The sequence below is a fragment of the Pantoea leporis genome (assembly GCF_028048155.1).
GTDB lineage: Bacteria > Pseudomonadota > Gammaproteobacteria > Enterobacterales > Enterobacteriaceae > Pantoea > Pantoea leporis.
In genome coordinates this window covers 45,150-61,336 of the sequence record NZ_JALMEU010000013.1, presented here as the reverse complement: position 1 = coordinate 61,336, position 16,187 = coordinate 45,150, and the positions used below count along the sequence as shown (strand labels likewise).

At 52.8% G+C, this 16,187-nt stretch carries 18 protein-coding genes; 10 read left to right on the top strand and 8 right to left on the bottom strand.

The window, feature by feature from the left end; translation table 11 throughout:
- Positions 1-21: 21 nt before the first annotated feature.
- Genes waaA through coaD form a run of 3 tightly spaced genes read left to right on the top strand, consistent with a single transcriptional unit; the run spans position 22 to position 2,558 of the window.
- Positions 22-1,296, top strand: coding sequence for a lipid IV(A) 3-deoxy-D-manno-octulosonic acid transferase (gene waaA, locus MWH02_RS22195; RefSeq protein ID WP_101760684.1), 1,275 nt, complete (start codon positions 22-24; stop codon positions 1,294-1,296).
- Positions 1,297-1,299: 3 nt separating this feature from the next.
- Positions 1,300-2,076, top strand: coding sequence for a glycosyltransferase family 2 protein (locus MWH02_RS22190; RefSeq protein WP_101760685.1), 777 nt, complete (start codon positions 1,300-1,302; stop codon positions 2,074-2,076).
- A complete protein-coding gene (coaD, locus tag MWH02_RS22185) occupies positions 2,073-2,558 on the top strand; it encodes a pantetheine-phosphate adenylyltransferase (protein ID WP_110868213.1) in 486 nt (161 codons plus the stop codon). Before MWH02_RS22190 ends, coaD begins: the two co-directional genes overlap by 4 nt.
- 1 nt (position 2,559) lies before the next feature.
- On the opposite strand, the gene mutM is transcribed toward coaD, so the two are convergent.
- The 4 genes from mutM to radC all read right to left on the bottom strand — a co-directional run bounded on the left by mutM (position 2,560) and on the right by radC (position 4,754).
- The gene (mutM, locus tag MWH02_RS22180) at positions 2,560-3,369 is read right to left on the bottom strand and encodes a bifunctional DNA-formamidopyrimidine glycosylase/DNA-(apurinic or apyrimidinic site) lyase (protein WP_271461482.1); all 810 of its coding nucleotides are present in this window, start codon (positions 3,367-3,369) and stop codon (positions 2,560-2,562) included.
- A gap of 69 nt (positions 3,370-3,438) precedes the next feature.
- Positions 3,439-3,606, bottom strand: a complete 168-nt coding sequence (gene rpmG, locus MWH02_RS22175; RefSeq protein ID WP_001051798.1) for a 50S ribosomal protein L33 — start codon at positions 3,604-3,606, stop codon at positions 3,439-3,441.
- An 11-nt stretch (positions 3,607-3,617) separates the two neighbouring features.
- Positions 3,618-3,854 carry a 50S ribosomal protein L28 gene (gene rpmB, locus MWH02_RS22170; RefSeq protein WP_007885297.1) on the bottom strand — a complete coding sequence of 79 codons (237 nt, stop codon included), beginning with the start codon at positions 3,852-3,854 and terminating at the stop codon, positions 3,618-3,620.
- A 243-nt stretch (positions 3,855-4,097) separates the two neighbouring features.
- Positions 4,098-4,754, bottom strand: a complete 657-nt coding sequence (gene radC / locus MWH02_RS22165) for a RadC family protein (RefSeq protein ID WP_101760688.1) — start codon at positions 4,752-4,754, stop codon at positions 4,098-4,100.
- 185 nt (positions 4,755-4,939) lie between these two features.
- Here radC and coaBC point away from each other — a divergent pair, with 185 nt between their 5' ends.
- The 3 genes from coaBC (at position 4,940) to slmA (ending at position 7,309) form a co-directional block, all read left to right on the top strand.
- A complete protein-coding gene (gene coaBC, locus MWH02_RS22160) occupies positions 4,940-6,160 on the top strand; it encodes a bifunctional phosphopantothenoylcysteine decarboxylase/phosphopantothenate--cysteine ligase CoaBC (protein ID WP_271461481.1) in 1,221 nt (406 codons plus the stop codon).
- Positions 6,138-6,596: a dUTP diphosphatase gene (gene dut, locus MWH02_RS22155; protein ID WP_167391166.1), complete on the top strand. Its 459-nt coding sequence runs from the start codon at positions 6,138-6,140 to the stop codon at positions 6,594-6,596. The genes coaBC and dut overlap by 23 nt, the downstream gene beginning before the upstream one ends.
- Before the next feature lie 116 nt (positions 6,597-6,712).
- Positions 6,713-7,309, top strand: coding sequence for a nucleoid occlusion factor SlmA (gene slmA, locus MWH02_RS22150; protein ID WP_110868216.1), 597 nt, complete (start codon positions 6,713-6,715; stop codon positions 7,307-7,309).
- Between the two features lie 41 nt (positions 7,310-7,350).
- Here slmA and pyrE read toward each other — a convergent pair whose 3' ends face one another.
- Positions 7,351-7,992, bottom strand: a complete 642-nt coding sequence (pyrE, locus tag MWH02_RS22145) for an orotate phosphoribosyltransferase (protein WP_271461480.1) — start codon at positions 7,990-7,992, stop codon at positions 7,351-7,353.
- Between the two features lie 49 nt (positions 7,993-8,041).
- Complete coding sequence (rph, locus tag MWH02_RS22140; RefSeq protein WP_101760691.1) at positions 8,042-8,758, bottom strand: ribonuclease PH; 717 nt, start codon at positions 8,756-8,758, stop codon at positions 8,042-8,044.
- 144 nt (positions 8,759-8,902) lie between these two features.
- On the opposite strand from rph, the gene MWH02_RS22135 reads away from it, so the two are divergent.
- The gene (locus tag MWH02_RS22135; RefSeq protein WP_271461479.1) at positions 8,903-10,087 is read left to right on the top strand and encodes a NupC/NupG family nucleoside CNT transporter; all 1,185 of its coding nucleotides are present in this window, start codon (positions 8,903-8,905) and stop codon (positions 10,085-10,087) included.
- Between the two features lie 31 nt (positions 10,088-10,118).
- On the opposite strand, the gene MWH02_RS22130 is transcribed toward MWH02_RS22135, so the two are convergent.
- Positions 10,119-10,562, bottom strand: a complete 444-nt coding sequence (locus tag MWH02_RS22130; RefSeq protein ID WP_271461478.1) for a DUF3574 domain-containing protein — start codon at positions 10,560-10,562, stop codon at positions 10,119-10,121.
- A gap of 156 nt (positions 10,563-10,718) precedes the next feature.
- Between MWH02_RS22130 and MWH02_RS22125 the strand changes: the two genes are divergently transcribed.
- The gene (locus MWH02_RS22125) at positions 10,719-11,582 is read left to right on the top strand and encodes a YicC/YloC family endoribonuclease (RefSeq protein WP_061720336.1); all 864 of its coding nucleotides are present in this window, start codon (positions 10,719-10,721) and stop codon (positions 11,580-11,582) included.
- Between the two features lie 60 nt (positions 11,583-11,642).
- On the opposite strand, the gene MWH02_RS22120 is transcribed toward MWH02_RS22125, so the two are convergent.
- Complete coding sequence (locus MWH02_RS22120) at positions 11,643-12,572, bottom strand: DUF7916 family protein (RefSeq protein WP_271461477.1); 930 nt, start codon at positions 12,570-12,572, stop codon at positions 11,643-11,645.
- A 479-nt stretch (positions 12,573-13,051) separates the two neighbouring features.
- Here MWH02_RS22120 and MWH02_RS22115 point away from each other — a divergent pair, with 479 nt between their 5' ends.
- Together MWH02_RS22115 and MWH02_RS22110 are read left to right on the top strand one after the other, a co-directional pair.
- Positions 13,052-13,579 (top strand): fimbrial protein, encoded by a 528-nt coding sequence (locus tag MWH02_RS22115; RefSeq protein ID WP_101760694.1) that lies wholly within the window; start codon positions 13,052-13,054, stop codon positions 13,577-13,579.
- Between the two features lie 72 nt (positions 13,580-13,651).
- Positions 13,652-16,180: a fimbria/pilus outer membrane usher protein gene (locus MWH02_RS22110; protein ID WP_271461476.1), complete on the top strand. Its 2,529-nt coding sequence runs from the start codon at positions 13,652-13,654 to the stop codon at positions 16,178-16,180.
- Positions 16,181-16,187: the final 7 nt, after the last annotated feature.

Here is a 16,187-nt window from a genome sequence, read left to right as displayed (position 1 = left end):
GATTCTGTCGTAACGGTAACTATGACGACTCTATACACAGCCTTGCTCTACCTGATTCAGCCACTAATCTGGTTGCGCCTGTGGCTGCGCGGTCGAAAAGCACCGGCCTATCGTAAACGCTGGGCAGAACGCTACGGCTATTGCAGCGGAAAAGTGCTGCCACATGGCATTGTGCTGCACTCGGTTTCCGTCGGCGAAACGCTGGCGGCAGTGCCGCTGGTGCGCGCGCTGCGCCACCGCTATCCAACGCTGCCGATTACCGTCACCACCATGACGCCAACCGGCTCCGAGCGTGCGCAGTCCGCGTTTGGCAAGGATGTGCACCACGTTTACCTGCCCTACGATCTGCCTGGTTCGATTAACCGTTTCCTCGATACCGTCGATCCGCGACTGGTGATCATCATGGAAACCGAGCTGTGGCCAAACATTATCCGTATTCTGCATCAGCGCAAGATTCCGCTGGTGATTGCCAACGCGCGCCTGTCTGAGCGCTCGGCCAAAGGCTACAAGAAGCTCGGCGGCTTTATGCGCGACCTGCTGCAGCGCATCACGCTGATTGCCGCGCAAAACGCCGAAGATGGCGACCGTTTCCTCAGCCTTGGCCTGAAACGTTCGCATCTCACCGTTACCGGCAGCCTCAAGTTTGATATCTCCGTAACGCCAGAGCTGGCGGCAAAAGCGGTCACGCTGCGTCGTCAGTGGGCGTCGCGTCGTCCGGTGTGGATCGCCACCAGCACTCACGAAGGCGAAGAGGCAATTGTGCTCGATGCGCATCGACGTCTACTGCAGCAGTTCCCCGATCTGCTGCTGATTTTGGTGCCGCGCCATCCGGAACGTTTCAAAGATGCCTGCGACCTGACGCAAAAACGCGGCTTCAGCTTTATCCTGCGTAGCAGCGGCGAAATTCCATCAAGCTCCACGCAGGTGGTCATTGGCGACACCATGGGCGAGCTGATGATGCTGTACGGCATCGCCGACCTCGCCTTTGTTGGCGGCAGCCTGGTTGAGCGCGGCGGCCACAATCCACTGGAGCCGGCAGCGCATGCCATTCCGGTGCTGATGGGCCCGCACATCTGGAACTTCAAAGATATCTGCGCCAAGCTGCAACAGGCCGAAGGGCTGATTACCGTTACTGACGTGGTATCGCTGCAGAAAGAAGTCGCTAACCTGCTGCAGGATGACGATTATCGCCGCTATTACGGCCGTCATGCTGTGGAAGTGCTGCATCAAAATCAGGGCGCATTACAGCGTCTGCTACAGTTACTCGAACCTCATTTACCGCCGCGAGCTCACTAATTCATGTCGCAACGCCAACGTCTCTCCGTGGTGATGATCGCCAAAAACGAAGCTGAACTGCTGCCGGAGGCGCTGGCTTCTGTCAGTTGGGCAGATGAGATTGTGGTGCTCGATTCCGGCAGCAGCGACAACACGATGCAGGTCGCTCGCGAACAGGGCGCGCAGGTTTTCCAGGCTGAAGGCTGGCAGGGATTTGGCAAGCAGCGCCAGCGCGCGCAGGCCCATGCGCAAGGCGAGATGATTTTGATGATCGATGCCGACGAGCGCGTTACACCCGAATTGCGTCGCGCTATCGAGCAGGTTCTCGCACAGCCCGCCTCGGACAACGTTTACAGCCTCGGTCGCAGCAACCTGTTTCTCGGCCGCTTTATGCGCCACAGCGGCTGGTATCCCGATCGCGTTATGCGCCTCTATCCGCGCAAGTTCAATTACAACGACAATCTGGTGCATGAATCACTGGAGACGCAGGGTGCGCCGGTGGTGAAGCTGGCGGGCGATCTGCAACATCTCACCTGTCGTGACCTGATGGCGTTTCAGCGTAAGCAGATGAACTATGCCGAAGCCTGGGCAAATGAGCGTTTCCAGCGCGGCAAACGCTGCGGCTTGTTCTCGATCTTTAGCCACACGCTCGGCGCATTTGTTAAAACGCTGCTGCTGCGCGCCGGTTTTCTCGATGGCAAGCAGGGCTGGATTCTGGCGGTGGTTAATGCGCAGTACACTTTCAACAAATACTCGGCGCTCTGGGCGCTGCATCACACCTCAACACAAGGTCGCGTATGAGTACGAAAGCGATTTATCCCGGCACCTTTGATCCCTTCACGTTGGGTCATCTGGATATTGTGACGCGTGCAGCGAAGATGTTTGACCGCATCGTCGTGGCGATTGCCGCCAGCCCGAGTAAAAAGCCGCTGTTTAGTCTCGATGAGCGCGTGGATATGGCGCGTCAGGTGACGGCACATCTGCCGAATGTCGAAGTAATCGGGTTTAGCGACCTGATGGCGAACTTTGCTCAGGCGCAGAATGCCAATGTGCTGGTGCGTGGATTGCGTGCGGTTTCGGATTTCGAATATGAGCTGCAGCTGGCGCAGATGAATCGTCATCTGTTGCCCACGCTGGAGAGCGTGTTTCTGATGCCGTCAGAGGGTTTCTCGTTCGTCTCTTCTTCGCTGGTCAAAGAAGTCGCGCGCCATGCCGGTGACGTGCAGGCATTTCTGCCTGCCGTTGTGCATAAGGCGTTACTGGCGCGACTGGCACAGCCTTAACTCAGTGCTGGCAGCGTGGACACCAGAAGGTGCTGCGCTGACCATGTTTGCCGCTGACAATCGGCGTACCGCACGCACGGCAAGGTTCGCCGGCGCGGCCATAAACCTGCAACTGCTGCGCGAAGTAGCCGGGTTTACCGTCCGTTTGCAGGAAATCACGCAGCGTGGTGCCGCCCTGCTCAATCGAGCGTAACAACACCGCTTTGATGGTGTTAACCAGCAGCTCGGCCTCTTCCTGACTCAAACTCATTGCCGAACGATCGGGCAAGATCCCGGCAGTAAACAGCGATTCGCTGGCGTAGATGTTTCCGACGCCTACCACCACTTTGTTATCCATCAGCCACTGTTTAATCACGGTGCGTTTGCCGCGTGACTTTTCAAACAGATAGGCACCATCAAATTCGTTGCTGAGCGGTTCCGGACCGAGATGGGCCAGCACGCTGCTGCCTGCGAGGTCATTGCTCCACAGCCAGGCGCCAAAGCGACGTGGATCGGTGTAGCGCAATACTTTGCCGTTGCTCATCACTAAATCGACATGGTCATGTTTGGCGGCCGGTTGTTCGCCGGGTAGCACGCGCAGACTGCCGGACATGCCGAGGTGAATGATGATCCAGCCATGCGGTAGTTCGAGCAGCAGATATTTAGCGCGACGCTGCACGCTCAATACGGGTTGGTCGCTCAGCGCGTGGATTTCATGCGAGACCGGCCAGCGCAAACGTGAATTGCGCACCACCGCATGCAGAATCGTGGCACCCACCATGTGGGGTTCGATACCGCGACGACTGGTTTCTACCTCAGGTAATTCAGGCATCTCATCTCCTCAACGAATCGCAGAAACAAAAAACCCGGCCGAAGCCGGGTTTTTCACAGAACACTAAAATTACTTAATTTTAGCTTCTTTGTAGATCACGTGCTGACGTACAACCGGATCGAACTTTTTCAGTTCTAATTTCTCTGGTTTAGTACGTTTGTTCTTCGTGGTGGTATAGAAGTGACCTGTACCAGCAGAGGAAACCAGCTTGATCTTCTCACGAATACCTTTAGCCATGATTCAGTTCCTTAGTACTTCTCACCACGGGCGCGGATTTCGGTCAGAACCGTATCGATGCCCTTTTTATCAATAACACGCATACCTTTAGCAGATACACGCAGAGTAACGAAGCGCTTTTCGCTCTCAACCCAGAAACGGTGAGAGTGCAGGTTCGGCAGGAAACGGCGTTTCGTCGCGTTCATTGCGTGGGAACGGTTGTTACCCGTTACCGGACGCTTTCCAGTTACCTGGCAGACTCGTGACATTTCTATTCTCCAAAAATCAAATCAGCTCGAGCTTTAAAAACTAGGTTTTGGCCGCCTCGTCAGGCCTTAGCCCGCCCAGGCGAGTTCCATGTGAACCCGCTAAGCTGGCCCAAACGCCAAACCCGAGATTCTCAAAGGTGGCGTAGTATACGCCGCTCAGCCCGAGTGCTCAAGTCCCGAACAGATAAAGATCCCTCTGGATCGCGCAAAAATGCCCTATTTCTGTTCAGTTGAATCGATGAATTACAACCAACCGCGCTCGGCGAAAGAGGTAAACTCGCCGTGACCGATCACCAAATGATCAAGTAAACGGATATTGAGCAGCGCGCACGCTTGCCCGACTTTTCCGGTAATATCGCGGTCGGCGCGACTGGGTTCAGCGATTCCCGACGGATGATTGTGCGCCAGAATCACCGCCGCCGCGTTAAGTTTCAGCGCTTCGCGCACGATTTCGCGCGGGTGAACTTCCACGCTGGCAATCGAGCCGGAAAACATCTTCTGCGCCTGCAACACGCGGTGCTGATTATCGAGGAACAGCGCCATAAACACTTCGCGCTCCTGATGCGCCAGCACGCTTTGCAGGTAATGGCGCGTCACCTGCGGATTCTCCATCACGTTTTCCCGCGCCAGCTGGCTGGCAAAAAATCGCCTTCCCAGCTCGGCGATGGCATACAGCTGCGTCATTTTGGCGCTGCCCACGCCTTTAATCTGCCCGAGTTCCTCTTTGCTGGCCGTCATAATGCGATAGAGCGAACCAAACTCGTTCAACATCTGATGCGCCAACAGCAGCACGCTGGTGCCGCTGATACCGGTACGCAAAAAAATCGCTAGCAGCTCAGCATCACTCAACACTTCAGCGCCCATTAACATCAGTTTTTCCCGTGGTGCCAGTTCCGTCATGACCATCTCCTCCCTGCAATGCGGCGATTCTGCGCGTCAGCCACCGTCAGCGCCAGCACGCGCTGAACGATTTCAGAGCCAGCTCGCAAAGGCCGCAGGCAGTGAAAAGGCGCACTGTGGATTTTGTGATAAAGTTGCCTGCATCTGCCGCCCCTGACGCGGCAATTTGCTTTGAGGCGAACAACATGACGGGATTAGCTGGAAAGAAAATTCTGCTGGGCGTGAGCGGCGGCATTGCTGCATACAAAGCGCCGGAGCTGGTGCGTCGGCTGCGCGATCGCGGTGTTGATGTGCGCGTAATGATGACCGAAGCGGCCAAAGCCTTTATTACTCCGCTGAGCCTGCAGGCGGTTTCCGGTTATCCGGTATTTGATGATTTGCTCGACCCGGCAGCCGAAGCGGCGATGGGCCATATTGAACTGGCGAAATGGGCCGATTTAATTGTGCTGGCGCCGGCTACCGCCGATCTGATTGCCCGCGTCACTGCCGGCATGGCGAATGATTTGGTCACTACCGCGTGCCTGGCAAGCGCAGCGCCGGTTGCCATCGTCCCGGCCATGAATCAACAGATGTACCGCGCCGCGATCACGCAAGAGAACCTACAGCGTCTGCAGCAGCGCGGCATGCTGATCTGGGGCCCCGACAGCGGCAGCCAGGCGTGCGGCGATGTGGGTCCCGGCCGCATGCTCGATCCGCTGGCGATTGTGGCGCACGCGCTGGAATGGGCTGCGCCCGTCAACGATCTGCAACATCTCAGCATTATGATCACCGCCGGTCCAACCCGCGAAGCGCTGGACCCGGTGCGGTATATCAGCAATCACAGCTCGGGCAAGATGGGCTTTGCGATTGCTGCGGCTGCGGCCAAACGCGGTGCGAAGGTGACATTGGTTACCGGCCCGGTGGCGCTGCCAACGCCAGCTGGCGTGCAACGCGTGGACGTCGACAGCGCGCTGGAGATGGAAGCGGCGGTGATGGCGCAAATCCAGCAACAACATATTTTCATTGCCAGCGCAGCCGTGGCAGACTACCGGGCGGCTAACATTGCCGCAGAGAAAATCAAAAAACAGGGTGGCGACGATAGCGTCACGCTGCAGTTGGTGAAGAACCCCGATATTGTCGCAGGCGTCGCGGCGCTGCAGGAAAATCGCCCTTATGTTGTGGGATTTGCTGCCGAAACCCAGAATGTGGAAGAATACGCGCGGCAAAAACGGGTGCGAAAAAACCTGGATCTGATTTGTGCCAACGATGTGGCGCAGGCGGGTCAGGGCTTCAATAGCGACACCAATGCTCTTCACCTTTTTTGGCAGGAAGGAGAAAAAGTCTTACCGCTCAGTGATAAGACGCTCCTTGGCCAACAATTACTAGACGAGATTGTCAGCCGTTATGATGAAAAAAATCGACGTTAAAATTCTTGATGCACGCGTGGGCAATGAATTCCCGCTGCCGACTTATGCAACCTCTGGTTCCGCAGGCCTCGATTTACGTGCCTGCCTGGATGATGCGCTGGAAATCACACCAGGCATGACCACGCTGGTTCCCACCGGTTTGGCGATTCACATTGCCGATCCTGCTCTTGCCGCCGTGATTCTGCCGCGCTCCGGTCTTGGCCATAAACATGGCATCGTGCTGGGTAATCTGGTCGGTTTAATCGACTCCGATTATCAGGGCCAACTGATGGTTTCCGTGTGGAACCGCGGCCAGGACAGCTTCACGCTGCAGCCAGGCGACCGTTTAGCACAGCTGGTCTTCGTGCCGGTCGTGCAGGCCGAATTTAACCTGGTGGAAGATTTTGACACCAGCGACCGCGGCGCAGGCGGCTTCGGTCACTCAGGCCGCCAGTAATACGCGACACTTTTCGCTTAGCCATCTTTTTATTTCTTGTCGCCACAGGCCGCTATGTCTGTGGCAGATGAGGCAGTATTGCCTGTTTTTGGTGAATTTCAGGGGTGTTGAAGGTCATGGCAGAAAAAAAAGTCGCGAAACGGAATCGTCGCGAAGAGATTTTGCAGGCGCTGGCGCAAATGCTGGAGTCGGGCGATGGCAGTCAGCGCATCACCACCGCGAAGCTGGCCGCTAATGTCGGCGTGTCGGAAGCGGCGCTTTATCGCCACTTTCCCAGCAAAACGCGCATGTTTGACAGCCTGATCGAGTTTATTGAAGACAGTCTGATTACCCGCATCAATCTGATCCTGAAAGATGAAAAAGAGACGCTGACGCGCCTGCGTTTAATCGTGCAGCTGATTCTGGGATTTGGTGAGCGTAATCCGGGGCTGACGCGTATTTTGACCGGCCACGCGCTGATGTTTGAACAGGATCGCCTGCAAGGGCGTATTAATCAGCTGTTTGAGCGTATTGAAGTGCAGCTGCGTCAGGTGATGCGCGAGAAGAAAATGCGTGATGGTGAAGGTTTCCAGAACGACGAAACGCTGCTGGCGAGCCAGTTACTGGCGTTTTGTGAAGGGCTGTTGTCGCGCTATGTGCGCTCGGAGTTTCGGTTTCGTCCGACCGTGGATTTCGATAGCCGCTGGCCGCTGATGGCTGCACAGTTGGTTTAAAAGACCAGGTCGGCATAAATGCCGACCTCATTACCGAATAATTAAATCCCGTACTCTTTACGATACGCGCGCACTTTCGCCAGATGGTCAGCCATCTCCGGCTTCTCTTCCAGGTAATCAATCAGCTCAGCCAGGGTAATAATCGCCGTGACTTTGCACTTATAGTCACGTTCCACTTCCTGAATCGCCGAAATATCGCTGCGACCGCGTTCCTGACGATCCAGCGAAATCAACACGCCCGCCAATGTCGCGTTATGCGCACTGATGATATCCATTGATTCACGAATCGCGGTACCGGCGGTGATCACATCATCCACCAGCATCACTTTGCCTTGCAGCGGGCTGCCCACCAGTGAACCGCCTTCGCCGTGATCTTTGGCTTCTTTGCGGTTGAAGCAGTAAGGCACGTCACGTTCATGATGATCGGCCAGCGCCACCGCGGTAGTGGTGGCAATTGGGATGCCTTTGTACGCCGGGCCAAACAGCAGATCGAAATCAACGCCGCCATCAACGAGCGCCTGCGCGTAGAAACGGCCTAACAGCGCCAAATCGCGACCGGTATTAAACAGACCGGCATTGAAGAAATAGGGGCTTTTACGTCCCGATTTCAGGGTGAACTCACCAAACTTCAGCACCCCTTTGTTCAGGGCGAATTCAATAAACTGACGCTGCCAGGCTTTCATTTCTCACTCCTCAAATAAAGAAAAGGCGACTCTATGGTCGCCTGTTACATCAATTAGTTAGCGCCGCTTTCTGCGCCTGAATCAACTGCTCAATGCCGCCTCGCGCCAGCGCCAGCAGCTGCAGTAACTCGTCGTGGCTGAAGGGCTCACCTTCTGCGGTGCCCTGCACTTCAATCATGCGGCCGTCTTCGGTCATCACCACGTTCATGTCAGTTTCTGCGGCGGAATCTTCCACATACTCCAGATCGCACAGCGCTTCACCGCCGACGATGCCCACAGAAATCGCCGCCACCATGCCTTTCAGCGGGCTGGCTTTCAGCTTGCCAGCCGCAACCAGCGCATTCAGTGCATCGGCCAGCGCCACGCAGGCGCCGGTAATAGATGCAGTACGCGTACCGCCATCGGCCTGAATCACGTCGCAATCCAGCGTGATGGTGAATTCACCTAGCGCTTGCAAATCCACTGCTGCACGCAGTGAACGGGCGATCAGACGTTGAATCTCCAGCGTACGTCCGCCCTGTTTGCCTTTGGCGGCTTCACGCGCCATGCGGCTGTGGGTCGAACGCGGCAGCATGCCGTATTCCGCGGTGATCCAGCCTTGACCTTTGCCTTTGAGGAAACGCGGCACGCTCTCTTCGACGGTTGCGGTGCACAGCACTTTGGTTTCGCCGAATTCAACGAGCACAGAGCCTTCTGCATGTTTGGTGTAGTGACGAGTGAGTGTGACGGGACGTGTTTCAGATGCACTACGGCCTGCTGGACGCATGGTTTCTCTCCGGCTTGCTTAGGTTTGGCTGCGCATTATACGGACTTCAGCTGCGGCTGTCCCGCCCGCGATCGCCACAATCCTGGATGAAATTCTGTGGTGGCTGTGGCTAAATGCGCGTTTCCTCCCTTAAAAAGATAAATGATGATCGCGATACTCCATTTCCTGCTGGCGCTGGTGGTGATATTTGCCCTTGCGCTGTTGGTCAGCCACGACCGCAAACGCATTCGTCCCCGCTTTATTATTCAGCTGCTGGTTGTCGAAGCCGCGCTGGGCTGGTTCTTCCTGCACTCGGCGGGCGGACAATCGGTGGTCACTGCGGTGGGCGGCTTCTTTGAAACCTTATTAACCTACGCCGCGCAAGGAACCAACTTTGTCTTCGGCAATATGGCAGATCAGGGATTAGCCTTTATTTTCCTCGGCGTGCTCTGCCCGATTGTGTTTATTTCCGCACTGATCGGCATTTTGCAGCACTGGCGCATTCTGCCGCTGCTGATTCGCGCCGTAGGCACTCTGTTGTCAAAAGTGAATGGCATGGGCAAGCTGGAGTCGTTTAACGCCGTCAGCACCTTGATTCTCGGCCAGTCGGAAAACTTCATCGCCTATAAAGGCATTCTCGCCGATATTTCCGCGCCACGCATGTACACCATGGCGGCGACGGCGATGTCGACGGTTTCGCTGTCGATTGTTGGCGCGTATATGTCGATGATTGATGCCAAATATGTGGTTGCGGCGCTGCTGCTTAATATGTTCAGCACCTTTATTATCCTGTCGATCATCAATCCAACCCACCCGGAAAACGAAGAGCAGATTGCGCTGGATAAGCTGCATGAAGATCAGAGCTTCTTTGAGATGCTGGGCGAATACATTCTCGCCGGCTTTAAAGTGGCGATGATCATCATGGCGATGCTGATTGGCTTTATCGCGCTGATTGCAGCAATCAATGCGCTGTTTTCTGCGGTATTTGGCTACAGCTTCCAGCAGCTGCTTGGCTACGTTTTCTATCCGTTTGCGTGGCTGGTTGGCATTCCCTCCGCCGATGCTTTGCAGGCGGCGAGTATTATGGCCACCAAACTGGTAGCGAATGAATTTGTCGCGATGATCGAGCTGAAGAAAGTGGCGGCTGAAATGACGCCACGCGGACTGGGGATTCTGTCAGTGTTCCTGGTTTCGTTCGCTAACTTCGCCTCAATCGGCATCGTTGCCGGTGCGATTAAAGGCCTGAACGAGAAACAGGGCAATGTGGTTTCCCGTTTTGGCTGGAAGCTGGTGTATGGCTCCACGCTGGTGAGCTTGCTGTCGGCCGCATTCGCCGGGCTGTTTATCTGATAACGCATGGCGGCTGCATGGCCGCCATTTTTTAAAACGCCACGCACACCAGTGAATCAACCCGCATCACCGATTCCTGCTCGAAACGCTGTTTATAAACATCACGAAGCTTATTAATGCTGTCAGAACTCGCCACATCCGGAGTGTGAATCAGCATCAACGCTTTGCTGTTTTCCCGCGCCAGCTTACCGTTATCGCCCAGCCACTGACCTTTGGCGTCATATACCGATAAACCGTCTTTGAAACGCGGCGTCACATCGTTATCGACAAACTGCTGCCATTCGCTGCTGCTGACGATGCCACCTTTCGGTTTGTTCATGCCAAACCACAACGTAGTTTGCATCATCACGTCACCAGAACCGCATACCGCAACCGGCGCGGTGTTGGGCGGGATCTGATGCATTTTCGTCGACGGAGCCTGACAGCCAGCGAGCAGTAAGGTTAATAGAGCCGGAAGAGCCAGAGAGCGGAACATCACTTCATCCTTTTAAGCGAACCAGCGCTAAGCATAAGTGTCTGTCGGTAAAAGAGGTAATTTTTTGTTATTCACGCTTAAGTGCGCTTATGCCTGTTAGCGTCGAGGCTGCCTCGCTATACTTCACCCAACATTTCTGAAAAAGAGAAGACGATTATGATCCGCAGTATGACCGCTTACGCCCGCCGCGAAGCCAAAGGCCACTGGGGCAGCGCCGCCTGGGAAATCCGTTCGGTTAACCAGCGCTATCTGGAAACCTATATCCGTCTGCCAGAGCAATTTCGTGGCCTGGAGCCGGTCATCCGCGAGCGCATCCGTAATCGCCTGACGCGCGGTAAAATCGAATGCAATCTGCGTTATGATGCCGATGCCAGCGCGCAAGGCGAACTGCAGCTGAATGAATCACTGGCCAAACAGCTGGTGCAGGCCGCCAACTGGGTGAAGATGCAGAGTGATGAAGGCGCGATTAATCCGCTGGATATTCTGCGCTGGCCGGGCGTGATGTCTGCGCAAGAGCAGGATCTCGATGCCATCAACGCCGAACTGCTGGTGGCGCTGGATGGCGCGTTAGATGACTTTATCGAAGCGCGTGAAAGCGAAGGCACCGCGCTGAAAGCGATGATTGAACAGCGTCTGGAAGGCGTATCGCACGAAGTCAGCAAAGTGCGCGCGCAGATGCCAGAAGTAATTAAATGGCAGCGCGAACGTCTGGTCACCAAGCTGGAAGAAGCCGAAGTGCAGCTGGAAAATAATCGCCTGGAGCAAGAGCTGGTGATGATGGCGCAGCGCACCGATGTGTCGGAAGAGCTGGATCGCCTGGATGCTCACGTTAAAGAAACCTACAACATCCTGAAAAAGAAAGAAGCCGTTGGCCGCCGCCTCGACTTTATGATGCAGGAGTTCAACCGCGAGTCGAACACGCTGGCTTCAAAATCAATTAATGCCGAGATCACGACATCAGCGATTGAGCTGAAAGTGTTGATTGAACAGATGCGTGAGCAGATTCAGAATATTGAGTGATCACGCCCTCCATTAATAACGTCAAGTCCGTCATCCTACGGGCTTGACGGTTAATGTGGGTTAACGATTTATTGAGCGTGCCATGCGCGTGTAAGTATGTCGGATACCGCGAATGGCAATGCTGTAAGCCATGATATTTTCAGGCAATGCCATCCCGATGTAACCGGTGTCACCAATATGATGAAGATCTGCGCCCGCCATCTTACTCATTAACGCGATTTGACGAATGGTATTCACATCTGCCCCCTCTTGCGATGTCCCGATCGCGGTCATCGCCAAAGCGCCATGCGAATGAATACATTCAATGAGTGAGGCAACTTTCTGCTGACTCATACCCGGTAGTGTGCCGGGTGCAGGCACTAACACCACATCAACCCCTTGATGCACGAACTCAGCAATATCTTGCTCGGTGAGGATGTCGCTGCCACTCTCCTGAACAATGCCAGCACCATGCATCTTACCGGTGATAATGAGTGCGCTGTTACCAACCGCCTCGCGGATCATTTTCGCCGCTTTAGCCAGCGCACGATTGCTCACACCGTTATTAGGATTGCCCGTGAGAACCAAAATTTTGGCTCCCATTTGCACCAAACGGCAGGCGTTCTCCGCTGTTGCCGCGCGCCCTGGCACCATTTGTAATCCATCAAGATGCGTGGCATCAAAATCAGGATCTACCGCTTCAAGATTGACCCCAATAATACGCCCGGTCAGCCGGCATAATTCATGTAATATTAGTTCCGGCGCAATGTTTGCGGGCATGCCATGAATAATAGGGTTTTCACTGTCGAACATGTTGATCAATACAATATCAGCACCCTGAGAGGCCGCCAATTCGGCGTTAGTAATATTATGCAGCAAAGGTGAAGTCATGCCGATAGTTTCGCTGACTACCACCCGTCCTTCGCTGGCACGCACAGCATATATCAACGCATCTTTATCCATCGGCAGCAGCTCGGAAGCTGAGCAATCCAGCAAACGTTTATGTGTCATAGAATTTATTCTCTTTGGTAAGCATCAGGTTAAGATCGGGAAATTATGCATAAAATAACAGTTAGGGATCCAAAATATATCCGCCCTGATCAACTCTTTGTAAATATCCCCTGTACCAGGTAGCGAAAGCTATACATGAAAAAAATGTTCATCATCAGGCAACGCCTTATTTCATTTTAAATAAGACATTTTCATTTCCGTGTATAAGAAATGTCTCTAATTTTGAAATTTCCTCCTTAATATCTCTAGCACAAAACTTATTAATGCCCTGAGGATGAAAAGAAAAAGACCCTGTTTTTCTGAATATTACTCGTGATCGTAATATTTTACTTTTCCTATTAATTTTTTCGAGAAACCTGTCGCCCTTCAATTCGTGCACATGCAATGGATCGTTTAAGGAAAGCGAATTTTATGCTCATCACTATCGCGGTTCTTTTCCTTTGCGCCTTCAAACACCCATATAGGAACAGGTAAATATTATGAGATTTAACAAGATGTCAGTCGCACTCGGCTTGGGATTGATGATGACCGCCAGCCTGGCTAACGCTGTAAATAGCCAGGGTGCAGGTACTGTCACCATTAAGGGCTCAATTATTGATGCACCTTGTTCAATCAACCCAGGCTCGCAGGATCAAACCATTGATCTGGGTCAGGTATCGAAAAAGCAGTTGGCAGCGGGTGGTAAATCAACACCGGTACCCTTCAACATCAAACTGGAGAATTGCGATTTCACCGCAGGTAAAGATGTGAGTGTGACCTTTACCGGCCAGGCCTCTGCTGCCGTACCGACTCTAATTGGCATGACCGGTACCGCTAGCGGTGCCAGCATTGGCCTGACAGATGGCTCAGGCCAGCTAATTAAATTGGGCCAGCCATCAACTATGACTCTGCAGAATGGTAGCAACACTTTGTCGTTCTCTGCATATCTGCAGGGTGATGGTGCCTCTGCAACCATAACACCGGGGGTATTTCAAAGCACCGTCGATTTTAGCCTGGATTATCAGTAATCATTTTCCACGCTAATTAGAGACATGCGTAATCTGCGCATCTCTTTTTTATTTGACCAGGGTGTTAGTAGTATGTCAGTCCATACCAGGAACTCATTTCCTTTTCAAAATAACTGGCGCTTACGCCCGTTAGTAACTGCTTTATTATTGGCTTTTTTTAGCAGTGCTATTAGCAGTGCATTAGCAGAGGAAGTTGAGTTTAATCTGGACAACATGGATATTTCCGACCGGGAAAACATTGATATGAGTCAATTTTCCCGGGCAGGTTATATGATGCCTGGTCAATATGACATGGCAATCAAAATTAATGACAATGAATCACCCACAGAGGAGGTTACTTTTTTACCGTCTGAACATGATGAAAACGAAACTGTCGCCTGCTTAACACCAAAAATGATGGCAGGCTTCGGTTTAAAGAAGTCATGGTTAGATAAAGTTACCTACTGGAATAATGAAAAATGTGCCCGGCTTGATATCATGCCGGGTATCATTTTGCGTCCTGATCTCGCGTCATCAACGCTCTACATGAGTGTTCCTCAGGCATATATTGAATATCAAACGGCTAACTGGGATCCCCCTTCACGCTGGGACGAAGGGATTGCTGGATTTATTGCGGATTATAACACCAATTTTAATTACTCCTCCCCGGCACAAGGCAGTGAATCACGCGAATTAAGCGGTAATGGCGTGGTAGGTGTCAACGCCGGTCCCTGGCGTATGCGTGCGTTCTGGAATGGTACTCATTACACTGCCAATAACACTAAAACCTCTACTTTTAACTGGAATCAATATCAGGCATTAAGGGCAATCAAACCTTGGGGCGCAAAATTAATTATTGGTCAAAATGACCTCGCCAGTGATGTGTTTGAAAATGCACGCTATGTTGGCGCCAGCCTTATTAGTGATGATAGCCAGTTACCCCCCAATTTGCGTGGATACGCACCGGAGGTCCGTGGCGTGGCGAAGACCAATGCAAAAGTCACCATTAGTCACGCCGGACGTGTGTTATATGAAAGCCAGGTGGCTCCCGGTCCTTTTATTATTCAGGACTTGAGCGACTCTATTACTGGCACGCTGGATGTCAAAGTTGAAGAGCAAGATGGCAGCATTCAGACCTTTCAGGTCGAAACCGCATCTGTTCCCTATCTTAGTCGCCCTGGACAGGTTCGCTTTAAGGCGGCGGTAGGGCAAACGACAGACGATAGATTTCATCTGCAGAATGAAAGGTTAATGGCCGGGGAATTCTCATGGGGTATTAGTAACGGTTGGTCGCTGCTCGGGGGTGGATTATCCTCTGGAAAATATCATGCCGCGTCGTTGGGTGCAGGGCGTGACCTCTTATCGTTTGGGGCCCTGGCACTCACCGCAACCCAATCTTATGCAAAGCTGCCTAATAACCAAACGCGCTCTGGCGGCTCCTATAGCCTGAGTTATTCTAAACGCTTCGAAAACTATGACACGCAGGTTACCTTCGCAGGTTATCGCTTTACGGAGAAGAGCTATCTTAGTCTAAATCAATATCTTGAGGCGAGCCGTAAGCATTTGGTTATTCGTAATAATGCAGCGAATAAGCAGACCTATACCGTTTCACTTAATAAACAATTCCGTACACTCGGCGTCAGCGCATTTTTAAATTATAACTATCAGACTTACTGGAATCGTCAGGCGACCAGCCGCTGGAATATGTCGTTTGCGCGTTATTTCGATGTGGGAAATTTTAAAAACGTCAGTTTCAATCTCTCCGCCTATCGCGCACAAAATTCAGGTATACAAGATGATGGAGTGTTTTTAAGCCTGAACGTGCCTTTCGGGACCTCATCGGGCTTGAATATCAATGCACAAAATTCAGATGCCGGCCAAATCAATAGCCTGAGTTGGTATAACCGCATGGATGAACGCAACAGTTATCGCTTAGGCGCCAATGTCGATCGCCAACAACGAAGCGCTTACAGTGGCTACTACACCCATACCGGCGATAACACGCTAACGAACTATAGTGCCAGTTATAAACCCGGTCAGTATCGCTCCGCAGCCCTGTCCATGCAGGGAGGATTAACGGCCACAGCACATGGAGCAGCATTACATCGCACCATAATACCTGGAGGCACGCGTCTGATGCTGGATACTGAAGGTATTAGCGATGTGCCCATTAAGTCTTCCGGTGCGGCCACTCATAGCAACAAATTCGGAAAAGCGGTACTGGCGGATGTCAGTAGCTATATACGTAATCAGGCACATCTGGATATCAACCAACTCAACGATGACATTGAAGCGGAGTCGCCCGTTTTGCAATTAACCTTAACCGAAGGCGCCATTGGCTATCGTCGCTTTCGATTAATTAAAGGTCAAAAGCTAATGGCGGTTATTCGCCTAAGTGATGGCAGTTATCCGCCGTTTGGCGCGAGCGTATTAAGTAAAGGGCGTGAGACCGGCATTGTTGATGAGATGGGCAGCGTCTGGCTTAGTGGTGTAAACCCTGAAATGCTGATGGATGTTCGCTGGAACGGCAATATTCAATGCCAAATTACCTTCCCAAAAGTATTACCCATTGATGAGAGTGGAGAAACAAACCTGCTGCTTCCGTGTACAGAAAAAGAATAATTTTTGC